Here is a 19,044-nt window from a genome sequence, read left to right as displayed (position 1 = left end):
ACAAGCCATCGAAGAGTATCAAGACGATGTTTGCCTGGTTTGAAAGAAGGCTCGACCCGTTCCCCGCTGCGGAACCGGTCGAGCCGCCCAAGACACTGGTTGCGTTCTGCGTGCATTATACGCGCGGCGCCTGGCACTACATTCTGCTCGATGCGGTGCTGGTAACGGCCATCGCCCTGGCGGAAGTGTGGATGTTCGGCTTCCTCGGCCGGATCGTCGACTGGCTGTCGGGGCAGAACCGCGAGACCTTCCTGCAGACCGAGGGCTTGAAGCTCGCCGGCATGGCCTTCGTCGTGCTGTTCGCGCTGCCGGGCACGGTCTGGTTCCACTCGCTGCTCAACCAGCAAACGCTGATGGGCAACTACCCGATGCGCATCCGCTGGCAGGTGCATCGCTACTTGCTCAAGCAGTCGATGGCCTTCTATCAGGACGAGTTTGCCGGGCGCATCGCTACCAAGCTCATGCAGACGGCGCTTGCCGTGCGCGAATGCGTCATCAAGCTCATCGACGTGCTCAACTATATCATCGTCTATTTCCTTGGCATCCTGTTCATTGTCGGCTCCGCGGACTGGCGGCTGGCGGCGCCGCTTGTCGTCTGGCTTGCCGGCTATATCGGACTGTTGCGCTATTTCATTCCGCGGCTGGGCAAGGTCGGCGAGGCGCAGGCCAACGCGCGTTCGACCATGACTGGCCGCGTCGTCGACAGCTACTCCAACATCCAGACGGTCAAGTTGTTCAGCCACGCACGGCGCGAGGCGTCCTTCGCCAGGGAAGGCATGGCCGGCTTTCTCGACACGGTCTACCAGTCGATGCGGCTGGTGACGCAGCTCTACTGCGTGCTCTATGTCCTGAATTCGCTGCTCCTGTTTTCGGTCACCGCGATCTCGCTGTGGCTGTGGCTCGGCCAGGCGGTGACGATCGGCGCCGTCGCCGTGGTCATCGGCCTCGTGCTGCGGCTCTGGGGCATGTCGCAATGGATCATGTGGGAAATGTCCAGCTTGTTCGAGAACATCGGCACGGTGCAGGACGGCATAGGCTCGATCTCGCTGCCGCGCTTGGTCGAAGACAGGCCGGACGCCAAGGATATTGCCGTCGCCAAGGGCGAAATCCGCTTCGACGACATTCGCTTCCACTACGGCAAGCAGAAGGGTGTCATCGAGAGCTTGTCGCTGACGGTGAAGCCGGGCGAAAAGGTCGGTATCGTCGGCCGGTCCGGCGCCGGCAAGTCGACGCTGGTCAATCTGCTGCTGCGTTTCTACGACCTCGAAGCGGGCAAGATCCTGATCGACGGCCAGGAGATCGCCTCGGTGACGCAGGATTCGCTACGCGCCCAGATCGGCATGGTCACGCAGGACACCTCGCTGCTGCATCGTTCGGTGCGCGAGAACATCCTCTATGGCCGGCCGGACGCCTCCGACGAGATGCTGGTCGAGGCGGCGCGGCGCGCCGAAGCGCTGGACTTCATCTCAGGGCTTTCGGACGCCAGCGGCCGCAAAGCTTTCGAGGCTCATGTCGGCGACCGCGGTGTCAAATTGTCCGGCGGCCAGCGGCAACGCATCGCCATTGCCCGCGTCATGCTGAAGGACGCGCCGATCCTCATTCTCGACGAGGCGACGTCGGCGCTCGATTCCGAGGCCGAGGCGGCTATCCAGGAGAACCTCTACAAGCTCATGCAGGGCAAGACGGTCATCGCCATTGCCCACCGACTGTCGACCATCGCTGCGATGGACAGGCTCGTCGTCATGGACAAGGGCCGGGTCATCGAGGAGGGTTCGCACGAGGAACTCGTCGCCAGCGGCGGGCTCTACGCGCAGCTCTGGCAGCGCCAGTCGGGCGGTTTCCTGCTTGATGACGGCCCGGCCGAAGCCGCCAACGATCCGGTTGCCAAGGGGCAAGCCGCAGAATGATGGCCGCCGCATGATGACAGCCGTCTATCGCTGGTTCGAGAACTGGGTCTATCCGTTCCGGGAGCCGGCGAATCTTCGGCCACCTGCCAGCGTCGGCGGTTTTCTCTGGCACTATGTCGGCCAGGCGAAGTTCGCCTTCTTCGCCATGCTGGTCATTGGCGGCATCGCGCCGCTGGTCGAAGCCGGACTGTTCTATTTCGTCGGGCGGCTGGTCGATATTCTCGACCAGCTGCCCGGCGAGCGCAGCTGGCATGCCTTGTGGACCGCCGCCGGCCCCGAACTCGTCTTCATGATCGTCGTGGTGCTGGTCATCCGCACCATCGTCGTCGGCCTGTCGGCGCTGGTCGACGAGCAGACCATCACGCCTGGATTCTACAATCTGGTGCGCTGGCAGGCGCACCGGCATGTCTCGCGCCAGTCCTATGCCTTTTTCCAAAACGATTTCGCCGGCCGCATCGCAACCAAGGTCTGGCAGGCGGGGCAGGCGACCGGCGACCTGATGGAAAGCTTCATCGAGGTCGTCTGGTTCATGCTCGTTTACACGATGACGACGCTGGCGCTGGTCGCCGGCCTTGACCTCAGGCTGGCTGGGCTGGTGGTGATCTGGATTGTTGCCTTCGGCTTTCTGGCCAAGTTCCACGTACCGGCGATCCGTAAGCATGCCGAGGCAACCGCCGAGGCCGGCTCGATGATCAATGGCCGTATCGTCGATTCCTACTCCAACGTGCAGACGCTGAAACTGTTCTCGGCCGACGGCGACGACCGTTACATCCGCAACGGCTTTGATATCTATCTCGATGCGCTGCGGCCGTTCACCCGCCGGCTGACCGGTGTGCGCATGGCGCTGACGACGCTGTCGGGCATCATGATCACCGCGATCGCCTGTTTTGCCGTCTATCTCTGGGTCGAAGGTTCGATCACCGTCGGTGCCGTCGCCTTCACGCTGTCATTGGTGTTGCGGCTCAACATGCTGCTGGGACGGCTGATGATGCAGCTCAACGGCATATTGCGGAACCTCGGCGTGCTGGAGAACTCCAAGGCGCTGATCTCGCAGCCGCTCGGGCTGATCGATGCGCCGGGCGCGAAGGAGCTTGTGGTGGCCGGCGGGCAGATCGATGTCAGAAATGTCGAGTTCCACTACGGCAAGGGCTTCGGCGTGCTCAATGGCATCGACCTCGTCGTGCGGCCGGGCGAAAAGGTCGGGCTGGTCGGGCCGTCCGGCGCCGGCAAGACGACGCTGGTCAATCTCATCCTGCGCCTCTACGACCTCGAAGCCGGCCGGATCACCATTGACGGGCAGGATGTTTCAGCGGTGACGCAGAACTCGCTGCGCGCCAATATCGGCGTCGTCAGCCAGGATACCGCGCTGTTCCACCGTTCCCTGCGCGACAACATCAAGCTCGGCATGCCGGACGCGACCGATGCGGAAGTGATCGCGGCGGCGAAGAAGGCCGAGGCGCATGATTTCATCCTTGGTCTGCGCGACAACCGCGACCGTGCCGGCTACGAGGCCTTTGTCGGCGAACGCGGCGTAAAACTGTCAGGCGGCCAGCGCCAGCGCGTGGCGATTGCCCGCGTCTTCCTCAAGGACGCGCCGATCCTGGTGCTGGACGAGGCGACCTCGGCGCTCGATTCCGACATCGAGGCAGCGATCCAGGAGAATTTGACCAGGTTGATGGAGAACAAGACGGTCATCGCCATCGCGCACCGGCTGTCGACCATCGCGGAACTCGACCGGCTGGTGGTGCTCGACGGCGGCCGCATCGTCGAACAGGGCACGCATGACGAGTTGGTGGCGCTCGACCGGCTCTATGCCCGGCTGTGGAAGCGGCAGTCCGGCGGGTTCCTTTATCATGAGGACAGCGTGCTGGAAGAGACGAGACCGGCGGAGTAGAACGCGATCATGTCGGTCAGAATGCCCTCGAATTTTGGACAAAGCAGCGCGCAAGAGAGCGCGCTCGACCTGCTCGGCCACGAGATCCTGGCCGAAAAGGCAGCCGCACTTGGCCGCACCGGTCAGCGCGTCGAGGAAACTCTGAAGAAGCTGCGCGACAATAGCGAGGACGACCATCGCGCCCGGCTGCTGAAGGAAGCCGCCGCGGCCGTCCATGCCTATTTCATCCAGCGCGAACTCTGCGGTTTGCGCAGGCATGAGTCGGTGATCCGCGAATACGGCATCCCAAGGGCGGTGCTGGTCAGGCTCGGCGCCAGCTGAGCTGGACGAAATGTGGTGCAGCCCGCCTCAGGCTGCACCGGCAGACATCATTCCAGCCACTCAGTGATAAAACTGCCGTTCTCGTGAATGTCGGTCGTTTCCAGCGGGCCTGGGCCGAGATTGGTGAATTTGTGCGGCGTGTTGGGCGGAACGATCAGGATCTGGCCGGCGGATGCCTCGATCTCCTGGCCGCCGACGGTGAACAGGCCGGTGCCCTGGCGGATGATGAAGATCTCTGCATAGGGATGCGTGTGCAGCCGGGGGCCGCCACCGACTTCAGGCAGATAATTGAAGATCAGGCAGGAGTTGGAGCCGTAGGCGCCGCATTGCAGCTCGCCCTTCCAGCCGTCGGAGCGAACAGCCCATGTGTCGCGGTCTATGACGTGTGCCATGGGCGGAGGATAGAACGCGCCCGCGTCTGTTGTCGAGGCAAACGCCGGCCCCTGATCCGCCGTCGATATAAGGCGGTTTGGCCGGGGCCGAACAGTGTCCAGTGCCACCCCATCCGGCGCCGGATTGCGCCCCCGCGACAATCTGCCCTTGTGCCTCCACCCCGCTGGACAAAAACGGGCTTCACGCATAAACCGAAGTCCAAATGCCGGAGGAATTCGCTAGCCTGTTCGCCATGCGCTGTCGGGTTGGCGTGAATGAGCGGGGAACAAGGCTCGACCACCGGCACGGAAGAGACGAAAGGATCAGGCACCCGTGAGCGCAACCGACACCCAGGATCCCAACCGTCGTGATTTTCTTTACGTCGCCACCGGCATGGCCGCAGTGGTCGGCGCGGGTGCCGTCGCCTGGCCGTTCATCGACCAGATGCGCCCGGATGCCTCGACGTTGGCGCTGGCCTCGGTCGAGGTCGACGTCTCCTCGCTGACACCGGGCATGTCGCTGATTGTCAAATGGCGCGGCAAGCCGGTCGTGGTGCGCAACCGCACCGAACAGGAGATGAAGGACGGCGAGGCGGTCAATCTGGGCGACCTCAAGGATCCGATCGCCCGCAATGCCAATCTGCCGGCCGATGCGCCGGCGACCGACGCCAACCGCACCACGCCGGGCAAGGAAGCCTGGATGGTGATGGTTCAGGTCTGCACCCATCTCGGCTGCATTCCGCTCGGCCAGGAAGGCGATTTCGGCGGCTGGTTCTGCCCGTGCCACGGCTCGCAATACGATACGGCCGGCCGCATCCGCAAAGGTCCGGCGCCGGAGAACATGGCGGTGCCGGTATTCAAGTTCATTTCCGATACCAAGATCCTTATCGGTTGAGGCAGGGGATATTTCGATGAGCGAGGGACACTCGACCTATACGCCCAAGACCGGTATCGAACGCTGGTTCGACGCCCGCATGCCGCTGCCGCGCATGGTCTATGACAGCTTCATAGCCTATCCGGTGCCGCGCAACCTCAACTATGCCTGGACCTTCGGCGGCATCCTGGCGATCATGCTGGTGGCGCAGATCCTGACCGGCATCGTGCTGGCCATGCATTACACGGCCGACACCAATCTCGCCTTCGATTCGGTCGAAAAGATTATGCGCGACGTGAATTCGGGATGGCTGTTGCGCTATCTCCATTCCAACGGCGCCTCGTTCTTCTTCGTCGCCGTCTACATCCACATCTTCCGCGGCCTCTACTACGGCTCCTACAAGGCGCCGCGCGAGTTGCTGTGGATCCTCGGCTGCATCATCTACCTCCTGATGATGGCAACGGGCTTCATGGGCTATGTGTTGCCGTGGGGCCAGATGAGCTTCTGGGGCGCCACCGTCATCACCGGCTTCTTCAGCGCCATTCCGCTGGTCGGCGACTGGATCCAGCAGCTGCTGCTCGGGGGCTTTGCCGTCGATAATCCGACGCTGAACCGCTTCTTTGCACTGCACTATCTGCTGCCGTTCATGATTGCCGGCGTCGTCGTGCTGCACGTCTGGGCGCTGCATGTGGTCGGGCAGTCGAACCCGACCGGCATCGAGGTCAAGTCGAAGACCGACACCGTCGCCTTCACCCCTTACGCGACCATCAAGGACGCGTTCGGCATGATCGTGTTCCTTTTCGTCTTTGCCTATTTCGTCTTTTACCTGCCGAACTTTCTCGGCCATCCCGACAATTACACGATCGCCAACCCGCTGAAGACGCCTGCCCACATCGTGCCGGAATGGTACTTCCTGCCTTTCTACGCGATCCTGCGCGCCATCACCTTCAACATCGGGCCGATCAATTCCAAGCTCGGCGGCGTGCTGTGCATGTTCGGCGCCATCGTCATGCTGTTCCTGGTGCCGTGGCTCGACACCTCGAAGGTGCGCTCGGCGGTTTACCGGCCCTGGTACAAGTTGTTCTTCTGGCTGTTCGTGGCCGATGCCGTCCTGCTTGGCTGGCTTGGCTCGCAGCCGGCGGAAGGCGGCGGTCTAATGACCCTCCTGATAGGTGAGTTCGTGGGCAACTACGTTGGCTACGCTCAAGCGGCGACACTGTTCTACTTCGCCTTCTTCCTGGTCGCGCTGCCGGTGCTGGGGCTGATCGAGACGCCGCGCAGGCTGCCCAATTCGATCACCGAGGCGGTGCTCGAGAAGAACAAGGGCGGCAGCGGCCATCCGACCGGCGCCACGGCCGCGCCGGAAACCAAGGGCTGAGCGGTAGAGAATCTAAGGGGATTTGGCATGAAGAAGATTCTCACCTCGCTGGCGCTGATTGGCCTTGTGGCCGCCGGCGTTGGAGCTGCAGGCACCGGGGCAATCGCCGCCGAAGAGGCACACAACGCTGCCGCGCCGACGCATTTCCCGATCGATGAGCCGAAGGAGATGGACTGGAGCTTCGCCGGTCCGTTCGGTACCTATGACAAGGCGCAGCTGCAGCGCGGCCTGAAGGTCTACAAGGAAGTCTGCTCGGCCTGCCATTCGATGAACCTGGTGGCCTTCCGGACGCTGGAAGGGCTCGGTTATTCGGAGGCGCAGGTGAAGTCCTTTGCCGCCGAATACACCATCCATGACGGCCCCAACGATGCCGGTGACATGTTCGACCGCCCGGGCAAGCCGTCCGACCATTTCACGGCGCCGTTCGCCAACGTCGAGGCCGCCGCTGCCGCCAATGGCGGCGCTGCCCCGCCCGATATGTCGCTGCTGGCCAAGGCGCGCGGCGTCGAGCGCGGCTTTCCGCGCTTCGTCTTCGACATCTTCACCCAGTACGCCCAGGGTGGTCCCGACTACATTCACTCGCTGCTGACCGGCTATGACGAGCAGCCGCCGGCCGGCATGGTGATTCCGGAGGGCACGCACTACAATCCGTACTTTATGTCTGGCGTGTCGCTGAAGATGCCGAAGCCGCTCTCCGACGGCCAGGTGACCTATGATGACGGCTCGCCGCAGACCGTCGACCAGTATTCCCGCGACGTGTCGGCTTTCCTGATGTGGGCGGCCGAGCCGCACATGGAAGACCGCAAGAAGACCGGTTTCCGCGTGCTGGTGTTCCTGCTTTTGTTCGGCGCCCTGGTCTACCTGACCAAGCGCAAGGTCTGGGAAGGCGTGGCGCACTGAGCGCTGCAAGCTTCGAAAATGCGAGGGCGCCGAAAGGCGCCCTTTTTGCATTCTGGAGCAGGTGAGAACAGTGGCCGTGTCACATGGCCGTCACCGCTTTCGGTGATGCTGAGCCGCCCTCATCAAAGGATCGCACCCATGAAAAAATATGCATCGCTGGCAGCAGGCCTTCTGCTGCTTGTCGTCGGCTCCACGGCCTATGCCGAGGACGCGGCACCGTTCGTCACCAACAAGGACATCGACCTAACGATGATCCTGCCACCGCCGCCGGCAAACGATTCCGCCCAGACGAAAGCCGAGTTGGGCGAGGTGCTGACGCTGCAGGTGACGCGCACCCCTGAAATGGAAGCCCGGGCCATCGCCGATGCCCAGGAGGACGTCTGGCGCTTCGCCGATGTCATGGGACCGAAGTTCAACAAGGAAACGCTGCCAAAGTTCAGCGCCTTCTTCGATCGGGTCGTTGCCACCGAAGGCGCGGTCGTCGACCCGGCCAAGGATGTCTGGAAGCGTCCGCGCCCGCATCAGCTGAGCGATCTGGTCAAGCCCGTGGTCAAGTTGTCGAGTTCCGGTTCCTGGCCGTCCGGCCATGCCACCGTCGGCACGATGATGGGCATCATCCTTTCCGACATGGTTCCGGAAAAGCGCGCCGAGATCATGGCGCGCGCGGCCGAATATGCCCACAACCGTGAGGTCGGCGGCATCCACTATCCGTCCGATATCGAGGTGGGCAAGATTTCCGGCAGCGTCATTGCCGCCATCCTGCTCAGCCGCCCCGATTTCAAGGCCGAGTACGAAGTGGCAAGGTCCGAGCTCCGCTCCGACCTCGGCATGTGACGACCGTCCTGCTCAAAAAGGCAGCCGGCACACGAAAAAAGGGCGCCCTAGGCGCCCTTTTTAGTGCGGCCACTGCCACGAAGCGAACCGATCCTTTGCCAGACAATTTTTTGCCAGGCGACACATCGCGGTAGCCGTCCCTGGCCTAGCCGGGTTACGATCGGCCAAATCCCTTTGACGTCCTACTGCCGAATCTGGACGACCAATCCCCGGAGAGCCGCCTGATGAAATCGTCCCTTGAAGACACGCTGCTTGCCGCGATCCGCACCATTCCCGATTATCCGAAGCCCGGTATCCTGTTTCGTGACATCACCACATTGCTCGGCAATGCGCGGGCCTTCCGCCGCGCCATCGACGAGTTGGTGCATCCCTATGCCGGCCAGAAGATCGACAAGATCGCCGGCATTGAGGCACGTGGCTTCATCCTGGGCGGCGCTGTCGCCCACCAGCTTTCGGCCGGCTTCGTGCCGATCCGCAAGAAGGGCAAGCTGCCCTACGAGACGGTGCGCGTCGCCTACAGCCTGGAATACGGGCTGGACGAAATGGAGATGCACAAGGACGGCGTCGCGCCGGGCGAGAAGGTGATCCTCGTCGACGATCTGATCGCCACCGGCGGCACGGCGGAGGCGGCGGTGAGGCTGCTCAGGCAGATCGGCGCCGACATCCTTGCCGCCTGCTTTGTCATCGACCTGCCGGACCTCGGCGGGCGTGCCAAGCTGGAGGCGCTCGGGGTGCCGGTGCGGACGCTGATTGGGTTTGAAGGGCATTAGCTCTTCTCCCTCGCCCCGTTTACGGGGAGAGGGAAGGGAGCGAAGCGAGCGGAGCAGGGTGAGGGGTAAGTGCGGCGGTCGAGGATAAGACGCTACGTTGGTGCCGCCCCTCATCCGCCTTTCGGGCACCTTCTCCCCGTGAACGGGGAGAAGGAAGAAACTCACCCTGCCTTCACCAGCACCGCGCTCTCAAACTCCAGCACCTTGTCGCCGGTCGAACCGAAGGCTTCCGCGCGCAGCGCCAGCATCCGCCAGCCGGGGCGCGAGGCAATGGGGCGATGGGAAAGTGCGGTGCGGCTGAAGGTGACGGTTTCACCGGCATAGACAGGCTTCAGCCATTTCAGGTTCTTGAAGCCGGGCGAGGGGCCGAATTCGGGCAACGGGCCGGGGCCGGTCCAGTGGATGCCTTCGGCATCCATGCGGGTTTCGAGATTGTATTTCATCCAGGTGGCTGCGGTGTGCCAGCCCGAGGCGCAGAGGCCGCCAAGGACGCTGTTCTTTGCCGCTTCCTCGTCGACATGAAAGACCTGCGGATCGTATTTGCGGGCGAACGCCTTGATCGCCTCGGGTTCGAATCTATGCGAACCGAGCGTGACGGTGACACCGATGCAGAAATAGTCGTCCAGCGTCATGCGCTGGCCTCACGGGTCAGGAACATGCAGGTGTTCTCGAATTCGAAGACGCTCTCGCCGCGCTGGTTGAACAGTTCGCTGCGCATGGTGATCAGGCCTATCTGCGGCTTCGATCTGGAAATGCGCTTGGCAAGCACTGTGGCGTTGCCGGTGAGCGTGTCGCCGGCCAGCACAGGCTTCTTCCATTTGACCTGGTCGACGCCGGGCGCCCCTTGCGAGGTCGAGTCGAGCAGGAAGGCGTCGCACAGCATGCGCATGAACATCGCGCAGGTATGCCAGCCGGAAGCCGCCAGCCCGCCAAGCAGGCTTGCCTTGCCCGCGGCCTCGTCGAGATGCATCGGCTGCGCATCGAATTCCTGCGCGAATTCGATGATCTCGGCCGCACTTACCAGCTTCCTGCCGAGGTCGAGCGACGCGCCCTCGGTGAAATCCTCGTAGGCCCAGGTCTTTCCGGTCATCATCCGAATCCGGTTCAAGATTGTACGATCGCTAAGGATCGGGCATCCCGGATGCAGGCCTGACGGCGTTTGGTCAAGCGATTTCTGGTGATCCAAGCCTTGCTCAGAGCCAGCCGCGGCGGCGGAAATACCAGAAGGGCAGGATCGCCGACAAGATCATTAGGCCGATGGCGAAGGGATAGCCGAGCTGCCATTTGAGCTCGGGGATGATGTCGAAATTCATGCCGTAGATCGAGGCGACCAGCGTCGGCGGCAGGAAGATGACGGCGGCGACCGAGAAGATCTTGATGATGGCGTTCTGTTCGATCGAGATCATGCCGAGCGTCGCGTCGAGCAGGAACGAGATCTTCTGCGACAGGAAGGTGGCGTGGTCGGCGAGCGACAGCACGTCGCGCGACAAGGTCTTGATGCGGGCGCGGATGTCCTTGCTCATCTTGATCTGGGTCGAGGCATGGGCGAGGAAGCCGGCCAGGCGCTGCAGCGAGATCAGGCTGTCGCGGATCGAAGACGCAAGGTCTTCCTTGCGCCCGATGGCCTTCAGCAGCTCCTGGAAATCGCGGTTGCGCTTGGAAACCTTGGTCGACCGCGCCTCGAAGATGTCGCGCGAGATCGCCTCGACGTCGCGGCCGGCGCGTTCCAGAATGTCCGCGAGGCGGTCGACGATCGCTTCCAGCAGGCCGATCAGGATGGTGTCGCCGCTGGTGCAGCCGGTCGCCACCTTTTCGGCGCGCAGCGGAAAGGTCTTGAAGGCCTTGGGTTCATGATAGCGCACAGTGATCAGCCTCGAGCCGGCGAGCACGAAGGTGACCGGCGACATCAGGGGATCGTCGGCCTCGGTCTGGGCGGGCAGCGTGGCGGTCATGAAGTAGGCGCCGTCCTCGACATAGAGGCGGCTCGAGATCTCGATCTCCTCCATCTCCTCGCGCGTCGGAATGGCAACGCCAAGCCAGCTCTCGATGGCAGCCTCTTCCTCCTTGGTCGGATTGAAGAGATCTGCCCAGACGACGCTGTCGCCATTTGCCACGAGATCGTCGGTAACGCGCAGGCGATCATTGTCCACGACGAAGGCCTTGATCATCGCCGGCTCTCCCTTGCTCGTGTGGCGAATCCGAAATTCGCGTTACCCTGGAGCGCCGCCACGAGGGCGGGCTGCCCGCAAGATCAGGTGTTGAACTTGAACAGCAGCACGTCGCCGTCCTGGACGACATATTCCTTGCCTTCGTCGCGGGCCTTGCCGGCTTCCTTGGCCGCCACTTCGCCACCCAGCGTCACATAGTCGTTGTAGGCGATGGTCTGGGCGCGGATGAAGCCACGCTCGAAATCGGTGTGGATGACGCCGGCCGCCTGCGGAGCCTTGTCGCCCTTGTGGATGGTCCAGGCGCGCGTCTCCTTCGGCCCGGCGGTGAAGTAGGTGATGAGATGCAACAGGTCGTAGCCGGCGCGGATGACCTTGTTCAGGCCAGGTTCGTCGAGGCCGAGCGAGGACAGGAACTCCATCTCTTCCTCGTCCGAGAGCTGTGCGACTTCGGCCTCGATCGCGGCCGAGATCACCACGGTGCCGGCGCCCTGCGCGGTGGCCATCTTTTCCACGGCCCTGGTGTGCTCGTTGCCGGTGGCGGCGTCGGCCTCGGCGACATTGCAGACATAGAGCACGGGATGCGAGGTCAGAAGGTTCAGCCCCTGCAGGATGCGCAGATCTTCCGCCGAGATGCCCTTGAGCAGGATGCGGGTCGGCTTGCCGGCCTGCAGCAGCTCGAGCGCTGCCTCCATCATCGGCAAAACGGTGGTGGCTTCCTTGTCCTTGCTGCCGGCGCGCTTGCGGATCTGCACGATGCGGCGCTCGAGGCTGTCGAGATCGGCGAGCATCAGCTCGGTTTCGACGGTCTCGGCGTCGGCGACGGGGTCGATGCGGCCCTCGACATGGGTGATGTCGTCATCCTCGAAGCAGCGCAGCACATGGACGATGGCGTCGACCTCGCGGATGTTGGCGAGGAACTGGTTGCCCAGGCCTTCGCCCTTGGAGGCGCCGCGCACCAGCCCGGCAATGTCGACGAAGGAGATGCGGGTCGGAATGATCTCCTTCGACTTGGCGACCGAAGCGATCTTCTGCAGGCGCGGGTCGGGCACCGCCACCTCGCCGGTGTTCGGTTCGATGGTGCAGAACGGATAGTTGGCGGCCTGCGCCGCCGCCGTCCTGGTCAGCGCGTTGAAAAGCGTCGACTTGCCGACGTTGGGCAAGCCAACGATGCCGCATTTGAAACCCATTTTGTCCGGTCCTATCGGGAAATCTAATTTTGATCAGGGCTATGGGCGATAGGGGTGATCAACGTCAAGCCCTTGAGCCGTGATCCGTGCCACACTCAGTCCTTGCCACCGAACAGCTTCTTCAGCATGGCGGCCATCGGGCCGGTCTCGGGCAGCTTGACGGCCGGCTGCTGCGGCCGCGCCTGGCGGACATGGCTTTGCGCTTTTGGGCCCTGGGCCTTTGGCGCCTTGGGTGGTGGGCGGTCGTCGTCGCCGGTCGGCGTCAGCCTGTCGCGCAAGGCCAGCGTCACCCGGTTCATGAAGGAATTGTCGTCGCCCTTGGCCAGCAGTCCGGCATCGTCGGCGATAGCGTCGAGCAGCACGTCCAACCATTCGCGATCGGCCTTGGCGAAGTCGCCAAGCACATGGCCGTGCACCATTTCCTTGACGCCGGGATGGCCGACGCCGATGCGCACACGGCGATAATCCTTGCCGACATGCTGGTCGAGCGAGCGGATGCCGTTGTGGCCGCCGGAACCGCCGCCGATCTTGACCCGCAATTTGCCGGCGGCAAGGTCGATCTCGTCATAGAAGACAGTGAGCGCCGAAGGGCCGAGCTTGTAGAAGCGCAGCGCTTCGCCGACCGCCTGTCCCGACAGGTTCATGAAGGTCTGCGGCTTGATCAGGATGATTTTTTCGCCGGCAAGCGTGCCCTCGGCGATCAGGCCCTGGAATTTCTTCGACCAGGGCGAAAAGGAATGGCGGCGGGCAATTGCGTCCGCCGCCATGAAGCCGACATTGTGCCGGTTATCAGCGTATTTCGCGCCCGGATTGCCGAGGCCTGCAAATACAAGCATCGTCAGCTCCGGGCCGGAATAATTACTTCTCTTCGGCGGCGGGGGTCGCCGCTTCAGGTGCTGCCGCTTCAGCCGTCTCTTCGACCTCCGGCTTCATCGCCGACGAGCCGGCAATGGTCGCGATGGTGAAGTCGCGGTCGGAGATGACCGGCTTGACGCCGGCCGGCAGGGTGACTGCCGAGATGTGGATCGAATCGCCGATGTCGGCGCCGGTGAGATCGACGGTGATGAATTCCGGGATCGCATTGGCCGGGCAGTGGAACTCGACTTCGTGACGCACGATGTTGAGCACGCCGCCGCGCTTGATACCGGGCGACTTGTCTTCATTGATGAAGTGGACCGGCACGTCGACATTGACTTCGGTGTCCTTGCCGATGCGCAGGAAGTCGACATGGACAGGGAAATCCTTGACCGGGTCGAGCTGGAAGTCCTTCGGCAGGACCTGGATCTTCTTGCCGTCGACATCGATCGTGGCGATCGTGGTCAGAAACCCGCCGCCATGGATCTTGTAGTAGATGTCCTTGTAGGTGAGCGCGATAGCCAGGGGAGGCTGCTTGTCACCGTAGATTACTGCAGGCACTTTACCGTTGCGGCGAACTGCACGGGCGGACCCCTTACCGACCTGTTCGCGTGCTTCGGCCTTGAGCTCGTAAGTGTCGTGGCTCATGGCATTTCCTTTCGGTTTGTTCTGGAGCGTTCGCGGCGGGCAATGCGCCTGGACCGTAAACGTCGAAAGCCGACATACCCATGCATGATCTGGTCCGAAAACCGGAATCCACTTTTCGGGATCATGCGGGAAGGCGGCCTTCCGCCGCGTTGCCTCCAAGGGTGTCTACGCGGGTGGCGGCTCTATAGCGGAAGGCGGCCGGAGGTGCAAGCCAAAGGCGTCGCAGCCGCCGCTCAGGTCGGCAGCGGCTTGCCGGCCTGTTCGGCTACCATATATTCGGCGTACCAGTCGGGCCAGTTCTCATCGCGTTGTCCGCCGGTGCGCTTCTCGTGCTCGCCATGCGCGGCCGCCGCACGCCGGAGCGCGGCTGCAAGCTCGGTCGACGAGGTGAATGTTGTGTCGCCTGCGTCCACCCGTCCGGGCAATCGTGCCGTGATTTCTTGCAACAGCCAGCCATTGCCGTCCGGATCCTTGAACGAGGTGAACGAGGAGTAGCTGCGTCCCTCGGGATCCCTGCCGCCGAGCGGCGGCTGTCCGGGGCCCGCCCGGTGGAAGACTTCGCCGGGATTGGCGCCGCGCGCCACCAGCTCGGCGCGCGCGGCTTCGATATCGGACACAATGAGATAAAGTCCCTGCGCCGAACCAGGCGCGGCTGGCGTCAGGCCGGTGCCGAAATGGATCGAAGCCGGTGAGCCCGGAGGCGTGAACTGCACCACCCGAAACGTGTCGCCGACGGGGAAGTCGGCGTCCAGCCGCCAACCCAGGCCGCCGTAGAAACGCTTGGCCCGATCGACGTCCGAAACAGGGATGACGGCGGCCTCGAACTTCATGGCGACGCCTGTCTGAGTACTGCTCATGATCAACCTCCTTGGTTTTCCGCCCGGAGCGTTGATACCGCGTTCAGGAGCGGGCGGTAAACCGCCCGCTCAGGCTTTCACGCAGCGCCGGCTTCCACCTTTCGAGCTTGCTTCATGTTCGGCAAGAACGCCGTCAGCAGGCCGAGCGGAAGGCGGACGTGCAAGCCATGGCCGGCAAGGGCGGGGCTATTCCTGATTGCCGCTCAGCGCGTCGCGCAGCGTCTGGATCTGCCGGTTCAGCGCATCGAGCTGAGGCAGCGTCATGCCCGAGCGCTCGATCAGGGTTTCGTTGAGGCAGTTGCACTGGACGAGCAGGGCGCGGCCGGCAGGGGTCAGGTCGACCTGCACCTGGCGCTCATCGGTCTGGCTGCGCTGACGGGTGACGAGCCCTGCCTGTTCCATGCGCTTGACCAGCGGCGTGATCGTGCTCGATTCCAAAGCGAGCCTGTGCGCGATGCTGCCGACCGACATGCCGTCGGCCTCGGCGAGCGCGTTCAGCACGAGATATTGCGGGTAGGTGATCCCCATTTCGTCCAGCATCGGCTTGTAGGTGCGGTTGATCGCCATGCTGGTGGCATAGAGCGTGAAACAGAGCTGATTGTCCAACGGGAGAGGCACGGCGCATTCCTTTTGCCGACTGAGCATTTCAGATATGTACCACGAAAAATGATATCGCGATATATATTTTCTGTAGACAAGGGTTTCGATCTGCGCTAGACATATTGTTATCGCAGCATTTATTATCGCGAAAACAATAAATGGAGATTGAGATGACCAAGCCCGGCAGCAGCACGATCACCACCAAGGACGGCACCGAGATTTTCTACAAGGATTGGGGAACCGGTCAGCCCATCGTCTTCCATCATGGCTGGCCGCTAAGCAGCGACGACTGGGACGCCCAGATGCTGTTCTTCCTGTCGAAGGGCTACCGCGTCATCGCCCATGACCGGCGCGGCCATGGCCGCTCGACCCAGACCGATACCGGCAACGAGATGGACACTTACGCCGCCGATGTCGCGGAACTGGTGGCGCATCTCGACCTCAAGGGCGCCATCCATGTCGGCCATTCGACGGGCGGCGGTGAAGTAGCCCGCTATGTCGCGAAGTATGGCTCGGGTGGCCGTGTCGCCAAGGCGGCGTTGCTCGGTGCGGTGCCGCCGATCATGCTGAAGACGGCGGCCAATCCCGGCGGCCTGCCGATCGAGGTCTTCGACGGTTTCCGCGCCGCCCAGGCCGCCAACCGCGCCCAGTTCTTCCACGATGTTGCCGCCGGTCCGTTCTACGGCTTCAACCGTCCCGGCGCCAACGTCTCGCAGGCGGTCGTCGAGAATTGGTGGCGCCAGGGCATGATGGGTGGCACCAAGGCGCATTATGATTGCATCAAGGCGTTCTCGGAAACCGACTTCACCGAAGACCTGAAGGCGATCGACGTGCCGGTGCTGGTCATGCATGGCGACGACGACCAGATCGTCCCGATCGCCGACTCAGCGCTGCTGGCGGTCAAGCTGCTCAAGAAGGGCGAGCTCAAGGTCTACAAGGGCTTCCCGCATGGCATGGCCACGACCCATGCCGACGTCATCAACGCCGACCTTTTGGCTTTCATCAAGGCCTGATACCGTCCACCTGGAACAGGCAAGGCACCCGCCGTCAGGCGGGTGCCTTGTGCTTTCATCGAAATGTCCGCGGGACCTATTTGCCGAGAAAGCCCGTGATCAGCTTGACGGTGGCGTCGGGATTTTCCTCCATGATCCAGTGACCGGAGGCGGGCACGATACCGCCCGTGACATCGGTCGCGACAAGCCGCAAGGTATCGGCCTGCGTGGTGCCGGCGGATTTTTCGCCGCTAACAGCCAACACCGGCATGGTCAGTTTGCCGCCGGCGGCGAGCATCGCCTGGTTGTCGATCGCGTCCTGGTCAAAGGCCTTGAACTGCTCGAAAGCGTCATGCATCGCATGCGGGCGGGCGTAGAGTTTGGCGTAGTGCTTGCGCGTTGCCTCATCGATCTTCTTGGGGTCGGCCGACAGCTCGTTGTAGAAGCGGTCGAGATAGATGCGCTCACGCCCTGCGACCAGCCGCTCCATATCCGGGCCGCGGAAGTTGAAGTGCCAAAGCAGCGGGCTTTGCTTGATCTTTTCCCAGTCGCCGATGCCGGGCAGCGGCGCATCGATGATGACCCATTTGGTGATGCGTTTGGGATATTGCGCGGCAAGCGCATAGCCGACCATGTTGCCGATATCGTGGGTGACCAGGTCGGCCTTGTCGATCTTCAGGGCATCCAACACGCCGGCGATGTCGACGGCCTGGTTCTTCTTGGTGTAGCCCGCTTCCGGGTGGGCAGAGAGCCCCATGCCGCGCAGGTCCGGCACGATGACGGTGTGGTCCTTCGCAAGCGCCACCGCCGCCGCGCCCCACATGTCTCCGGTATCGGCAAAGCCGTGCAACAGCACGACCGCGGGACCCTTTCCGCCGACGCGCACATAGAGTTTGGTGCCGTTGGTTTCGACGGACTGCGTCTTGAAACCCGGGGGAAAGGGAACGATGCGTGCCATGGCCGGCACGGTAACGAGAAGCACACCCAACACGGCCAACACGATCTTGCGCATATCATTCTCCAGAGACGTCGGAGGCCCCAAGCCTTCAGCGATAACTATCTCGTAGCAGGCTTTTCACCCGGCGTATGGTGAAAGAAAAAAAGGGCGCAGCAAATGCCGCGCCCTCGTGTCAAACCTAGAAGATGATCTGATTTCTAGCCGGCGGCGACCTGCGCTTTCCTGGCTTCCTTCATGTTGGGCAGGAAGACCGTCAGCAGGCCAAGCAGCGGCAGATACGAGCAGATCTGGAAGACGAAATCGATGCCCTTCATGTCGGCGACGACGCCGAGCACGGCAGCTGCAATGCCGCCCATGCCGAAGGCAAAGCCGAAGAAGATGCCGGCGATGGTGCCGACACGCCCCGGTACCAGCTCCTGCGCGAAGACCACGATGTTGGAGAAGGCCGACGACAGGATCAAGCCGATCAGCACCGTCAGCACCATCGTCCATTCGAAGTTGGCGTAGGGCAGGGCGAGTGTGAACGGCAGCACGCCGACGATCGAGAACCAGATCATCGCCTTCTGGCCGTAACGGTCGCCGAACGGGCCGCCGAGCAGGATGCCGAGCGCCGAGGCGCCGAGGAACAGGAACAGCATGACCTGGCTCATCTGCACCGAAACGCCGAACTTATGGATGGAATAGAAGGTGTAGTAGCTGGAGAGCGAGGCGATGTAGGCGTTCTTGGTCAGCACCAGCAAGGTCAGCACCGCCAGCGCTCCCATCACCTTGCGGCGCGGGAAGGGCGAGACGAAGCTTGCCGCCTTGCGGTTGCCCTGCGCGGCGCGCATCCGGCTGTACCAGCCGCCGACCCGCGACAGAACGATGATGCCGATCAGCGAGCCGACGGCGAACCAGGAAATGCTCGTCTGCCCGAAGGGCACGACGATGAAGGCGGCGAGCAGCGGTCCCATGGACTGGCCGAAATTGCCACCGACCTGGAACAGCGATTGCGCCAGGCCAAAGCGACCGCCGGAGGCGAAACGGGCAATGCGCGAGGATTCCGGATGGAAGATCGCCGAGCCGATGCCGATCAGCGAGGCGCCGACCAGAAGCAGGGCATAGTGGCCGGCGTAAGCGAGCACGACCAGGCCGATCAGCGAGGACGCCATGCCGTAGGGCAGGGAATAGGGCATTGGCCGCTTGTCGGTGATCATGCCGATGATCGGCTGCAGCAGCGACGCCGTTACCTGGAAGGTGAAGGTCAAAAGACCGATCTGCCAGAAATCCAGTCCGTAATTCTCTTTCAGCAGCGGATAGATCGCCGGCAGCAGCGACTGCATGATGTCGTTGATGCCATGGCAAAAGCTCACCGCAAGAATGACGGTGAAGGCGGTCGCCTGGGCTGAAGGGAGGCTGGCGCGGGCTGGCGGCGCAATGCTGGTGGCTGTCGTATCGGTCAAGGCAGGCTCCGAGGTCTTTTTGGCGGGTGCTTTACCCGCAGGCAGGCTTGGCGGCCGCTCCTGCGGACCGCCTTAAGGACGCTCGTCT

20 protein-coding genes are annotated in these 19,044 nt (G+C 62.8%); 9 read left to right on the top strand and 11 right to left on the bottom strand.

Annotated elements, in window-relative coordinates:
- The first annotated feature begins 26 nt into the window (after positions 1 to 26).
- From AC1DXU_RS04675 to AC1DXU_RS04665, 3 genes are read left to right on the top strand one after another with little or no spacing between them, the layout of a single operon-like run.
- Positions 27 to 1,907: an ABC transporter ATP-binding protein gene (locus AC1DXU_RS04675; RefSeq protein ID WP_477364932.1), complete on the top strand. Its 1,881-nt coding sequence runs from the start codon at positions 27 to 29 to the stop codon at positions 1,905 to 1,907.
- A 10-nt stretch (positions 1,908 to 1,917) separates the two neighbouring features.
- Positions 1,918 to 3,801, top strand: coding sequence for an ABC transporter ATP-binding protein (locus AC1DXU_RS04670; RefSeq protein WP_477364929.1), 1,884 nt, complete (start codon positions 1,918 to 1,920; stop codon positions 3,799 to 3,801).
- Positions 3,802 to 3,810: 9 nt separating this feature from the next.
- Positions 3,811 to 4,122, top strand: a complete 312-nt coding sequence (locus tag AC1DXU_RS04665; protein WP_477364926.1) for a DUF6665 family protein — start codon at positions 3,811 to 3,813, stop codon at positions 4,120 to 4,122.
- Positions 4,123 to 4,169: 47 nt separating this feature from the next.
- Here the strand turns inward: AC1DXU_RS04665 and AC1DXU_RS04660 are convergent, their stop codons facing one another.
- Positions 4,170 to 4,514: a cupin domain-containing protein gene (locus AC1DXU_RS04660; protein ID WP_477364923.1), complete on the bottom strand. Its 345-nt coding sequence runs from the start codon at positions 4,512 to 4,514 to the stop codon at positions 4,170 to 4,172.
- A 313-nt stretch (positions 4,515 to 4,827) separates the two neighbouring features.
- On the opposite strand from AC1DXU_RS04660, the gene petA reads away from it, so the two are divergent.
- The 5 genes from petA (at position 4,828) to AC1DXU_RS04635 (ending at position 9,249) form a co-directional block, all read left to right on the top strand.
- Positions 4,828 to 5,388 carry a ubiquinol-cytochrome c reductase iron-sulfur subunit gene (petA, locus tag AC1DXU_RS04655; RefSeq protein ID WP_477312953.1) on the top strand — a complete coding sequence of 187 codons (561 nt, stop codon included), beginning with the start codon at positions 4,828 to 4,830 and terminating at the stop codon, positions 5,386 to 5,388.
- Positions 5,389 to 5,404: 16 nt separating this feature from the next.
- Positions 5,405 to 6,745, top strand: coding sequence for a cytochrome b (locus AC1DXU_RS04650; RefSeq protein ID WP_477364920.1), 1,341 nt, complete (start codon positions 5,405 to 5,407; stop codon positions 6,743 to 6,745).
- A gap of 27 nt (positions 6,746 to 6,772) precedes the next feature.
- A complete protein-coding gene (locus tag AC1DXU_RS04645; protein ID WP_477364917.1) occupies positions 6,773 to 7,645 on the top strand; it encodes a cytochrome c1 in 873 nt (290 codons plus the stop codon).
- A gap of 138 nt (positions 7,646 to 7,783) precedes the next feature.
- A complete protein-coding gene (locus tag AC1DXU_RS04640) occupies positions 7,784 to 8,479 on the top strand; it encodes an acid phosphatase (protein ID WP_477312947.1) in 696 nt (231 codons plus the stop codon).
- A gap of 224 nt (positions 8,480 to 8,703) precedes the next feature.
- Positions 8,704 to 9,249 (top strand): adenine phosphoribosyltransferase, encoded by a 546-nt coding sequence (locus tag AC1DXU_RS04635; RefSeq protein ID WP_477364914.1) that lies wholly within the window; start codon positions 8,704 to 8,706, stop codon positions 9,247 to 9,249.
- Between the two features lie 161 nt (positions 9,250 to 9,410).
- Here the strand turns inward: AC1DXU_RS04635 and AC1DXU_RS04630 are convergent, their stop codons facing one another.
- The 8 genes from AC1DXU_RS04630 to AC1DXU_RS04595 all read right to left on the bottom strand — a co-directional run bounded on the left by AC1DXU_RS04630 (position 9,411) and on the right by AC1DXU_RS04595 (position 15,582).
- The gene (locus AC1DXU_RS04630) at positions 9,411 to 9,881 is read right to left on the bottom strand and encodes a MaoC family dehydratase (protein ID WP_477364911.1); all 471 of its coding nucleotides are present in this window, start codon (positions 9,879 to 9,881) and stop codon (positions 9,411 to 9,413) included.
- On the bottom strand, positions 9,878 to 10,339 hold the full coding sequence (locus AC1DXU_RS04625; protein ID WP_477364908.1) for a MaoC family dehydratase: 462 nt from the start codon (positions 10,337 to 10,339) through the stop codon (positions 9,878 to 9,880). The genes AC1DXU_RS04630 and AC1DXU_RS04625 overlap by 4 nt, the downstream gene beginning before the upstream one ends.
- Positions 10,340 to 10,442: 103 nt before the next feature.
- Positions 10,443 to 11,417, bottom strand: a complete 975-nt coding sequence (gene corA, locus AC1DXU_RS04620; RefSeq protein ID WP_477312941.1) for a magnesium/cobalt transporter CorA — start codon at positions 11,415 to 11,417, stop codon at positions 10,443 to 10,445.
- An 83-nt stretch (positions 11,418 to 11,500) separates the two neighbouring features.
- Positions 11,501 to 12,604, bottom strand: coding sequence for a redox-regulated ATPase YchF (gene ychF, locus AC1DXU_RS04615; protein WP_477272807.1), 1,104 nt, complete (start codon positions 12,602 to 12,604; stop codon positions 11,501 to 11,503).
- Between the two features lie 95 nt (positions 12,605 to 12,699).
- Positions 12,700 to 13,440 (bottom strand): aminoacyl-tRNA hydrolase, encoded by a 741-nt coding sequence (pth, locus tag AC1DXU_RS04610; protein ID WP_477364905.1) that lies wholly within the window; start codon positions 13,438 to 13,440, stop codon positions 12,700 to 12,702.
- Between the two features lie 22 nt (positions 13,441 to 13,462).
- A complete protein-coding gene (locus AC1DXU_RS04605) occupies positions 13,463 to 14,107 on the bottom strand; it encodes a 50S ribosomal protein L25/general stress protein Ctc (protein ID WP_477312937.1) in 645 nt (214 codons plus the stop codon).
- Positions 14,108 to 14,340: 233 nt separating this feature from the next.
- Positions 14,341 to 14,964, bottom strand: coding sequence for a VOC family protein (locus AC1DXU_RS04600; RefSeq protein ID WP_477364902.1), 624 nt, complete (start codon positions 14,962 to 14,964; stop codon positions 14,341 to 14,343).
- Positions 14,965 to 15,150: 186 nt separating this feature from the next.
- Entirely contained in the window at positions 15,151 to 15,582 is a 432-nt protein-coding gene (locus AC1DXU_RS04595) for a MarR family winged helix-turn-helix transcriptional regulator (RefSeq protein WP_477364899.1), read from the bottom strand.
- 152 nt (positions 15,583 to 15,734) lie between these two features.
- On the opposite strand from AC1DXU_RS04595, the gene AC1DXU_RS04590 reads away from it, so the two are divergent.
- A complete protein-coding gene (locus AC1DXU_RS04590) occupies positions 15,735 to 16,577 on the top strand; it encodes an alpha/beta fold hydrolase (protein WP_477364896.1) in 843 nt (280 codons plus the stop codon).
- Positions 16,578 to 16,653: 76 nt separating this feature from the next.
- On the opposite strand, the gene AC1DXU_RS04585 is transcribed toward AC1DXU_RS04590, so the two are convergent.
- Positions 16,654 to 17,568, bottom strand: a complete 915-nt coding sequence (locus tag AC1DXU_RS04585) for an alpha/beta fold hydrolase (protein WP_477364893.1) — start codon at positions 17,566 to 17,568, stop codon at positions 16,654 to 16,656.
- 143 nt (positions 17,569 to 17,711) lie between these two features.
- Positions 17,712 to 18,956, bottom strand: a complete 1,245-nt coding sequence (locus AC1DXU_RS04580; RefSeq protein ID WP_477364890.1) for an MFS transporter — start codon at positions 18,954 to 18,956, stop codon at positions 17,712 to 17,714.
- Positions 18,957 to 19,044: the final 88 nt, after the last annotated feature.

It is taken from the genome of Mesorhizobium sp. P3_A10 (genome assembly GCF_056403175.1).
This window is presented reverse-complemented; position numbering and strand designations above follow the sequence as displayed.

Coding starts and splice junctions, on each gene's coding strand:
- AC1DXU_RS04625 (WP_477364908.1), bottom strand. CDS start 10,339: ATGACCGGAAAGACCTGGGCCTACGAGGATTTCACCGAGGGCGCGTCG.
- AC1DXU_RS04585 (WP_477364893.1), bottom strand. CDS start 17,568: ATGCGCAAGATCGTGTTGGCCGTGTTGGGTGTGCTTCTCGTTACCGTG.
- AC1DXU_RS04590 (WP_477364896.1), top strand. CDS start 15,735: ATGACCAAGCCCGGCAGCAGCACGATCACCACCAAGGACGGCACCGAG.
- AC1DXU_RS04670 (WP_477364929.1), top strand. CDS start 1,918: ATGATGACAGCCGTCTATCGCTGGTTCGAGAACTGGGTCTATCCGTTC.
- AC1DXU_RS04650 (WP_477364920.1), top strand. CDS start 5,405: ATGAGCGAGGGACACTCGACCTATACGCCCAAGACCGGTATCGAACGC.
- ychF (WP_477272807.1), bottom strand. CDS start 12,604: ATGGGTTTCAAATGCGGCATCGTTGGCTTGCCCAACGTCGGCAAGTCG.
- AC1DXU_RS04600 (WP_477364902.1), bottom strand. CDS start 14,964: ATGAGCAGTACTCAGACAGGCGTCGCCATGAAGTTCGAGGCCGCCGTC.
- AC1DXU_RS04640 (WP_477312947.1), top strand. CDS start 7,784: ATGAAAAAATATGCATCGCTGGCAGCAGGCCTTCTGCTGCTTGTCGTC.
- AC1DXU_RS04660 (WP_477364923.1), bottom strand. CDS start 4,514: ATGGCACACGTCATAGACCGCGACACATGGGCTGTTCGCTCCGACGGC.
- pth (WP_477364905.1), bottom strand. CDS start 13,440: ATGCTTGTATTTGCAGGCCTCGGCAATCCGGGCGCGAAATACGCTGAT.
- AC1DXU_RS04665 (WP_477364926.1), top strand. CDS start 3,811: ATGTCGGTCAGAATGCCCTCGAATTTTGGACAAAGCAGCGCGCAAGAG.
- AC1DXU_RS04645 (WP_477364917.1), top strand. CDS start 6,773: ATGAAGAAGATTCTCACCTCGCTGGCGCTGATTGGCCTTGTGGCCGCC.
- AC1DXU_RS04605 (WP_477312937.1), bottom strand. CDS start 14,107: ATGAGCCACGACACTTACGAGCTCAAGGCCGAAGCACGCGAACAGGTC.
- corA (WP_477312941.1), bottom strand. CDS start 11,417: ATGATCAAGGCCTTCGTCGTGGACAATGATCGCCTGCGCGTTACCGAC.
- AC1DXU_RS04630 (WP_477364911.1), bottom strand. CDS start 9,881: ATGACGCTGGACGACTATTTCTGCATCGGTGTCACCGTCACGCTCGGT.
- AC1DXU_RS04635 (WP_477364914.1), top strand. CDS start 8,704: ATGAAATCGTCCCTTGAAGACACGCTGCTTGCCGCGATCCGCACCATT.
- AC1DXU_RS04675 (WP_477364932.1), top strand. CDS start 27: ATGTTTGCCTGGTTTGAAAGAAGGCTCGACCCGTTCCCCGCTGCGGAA.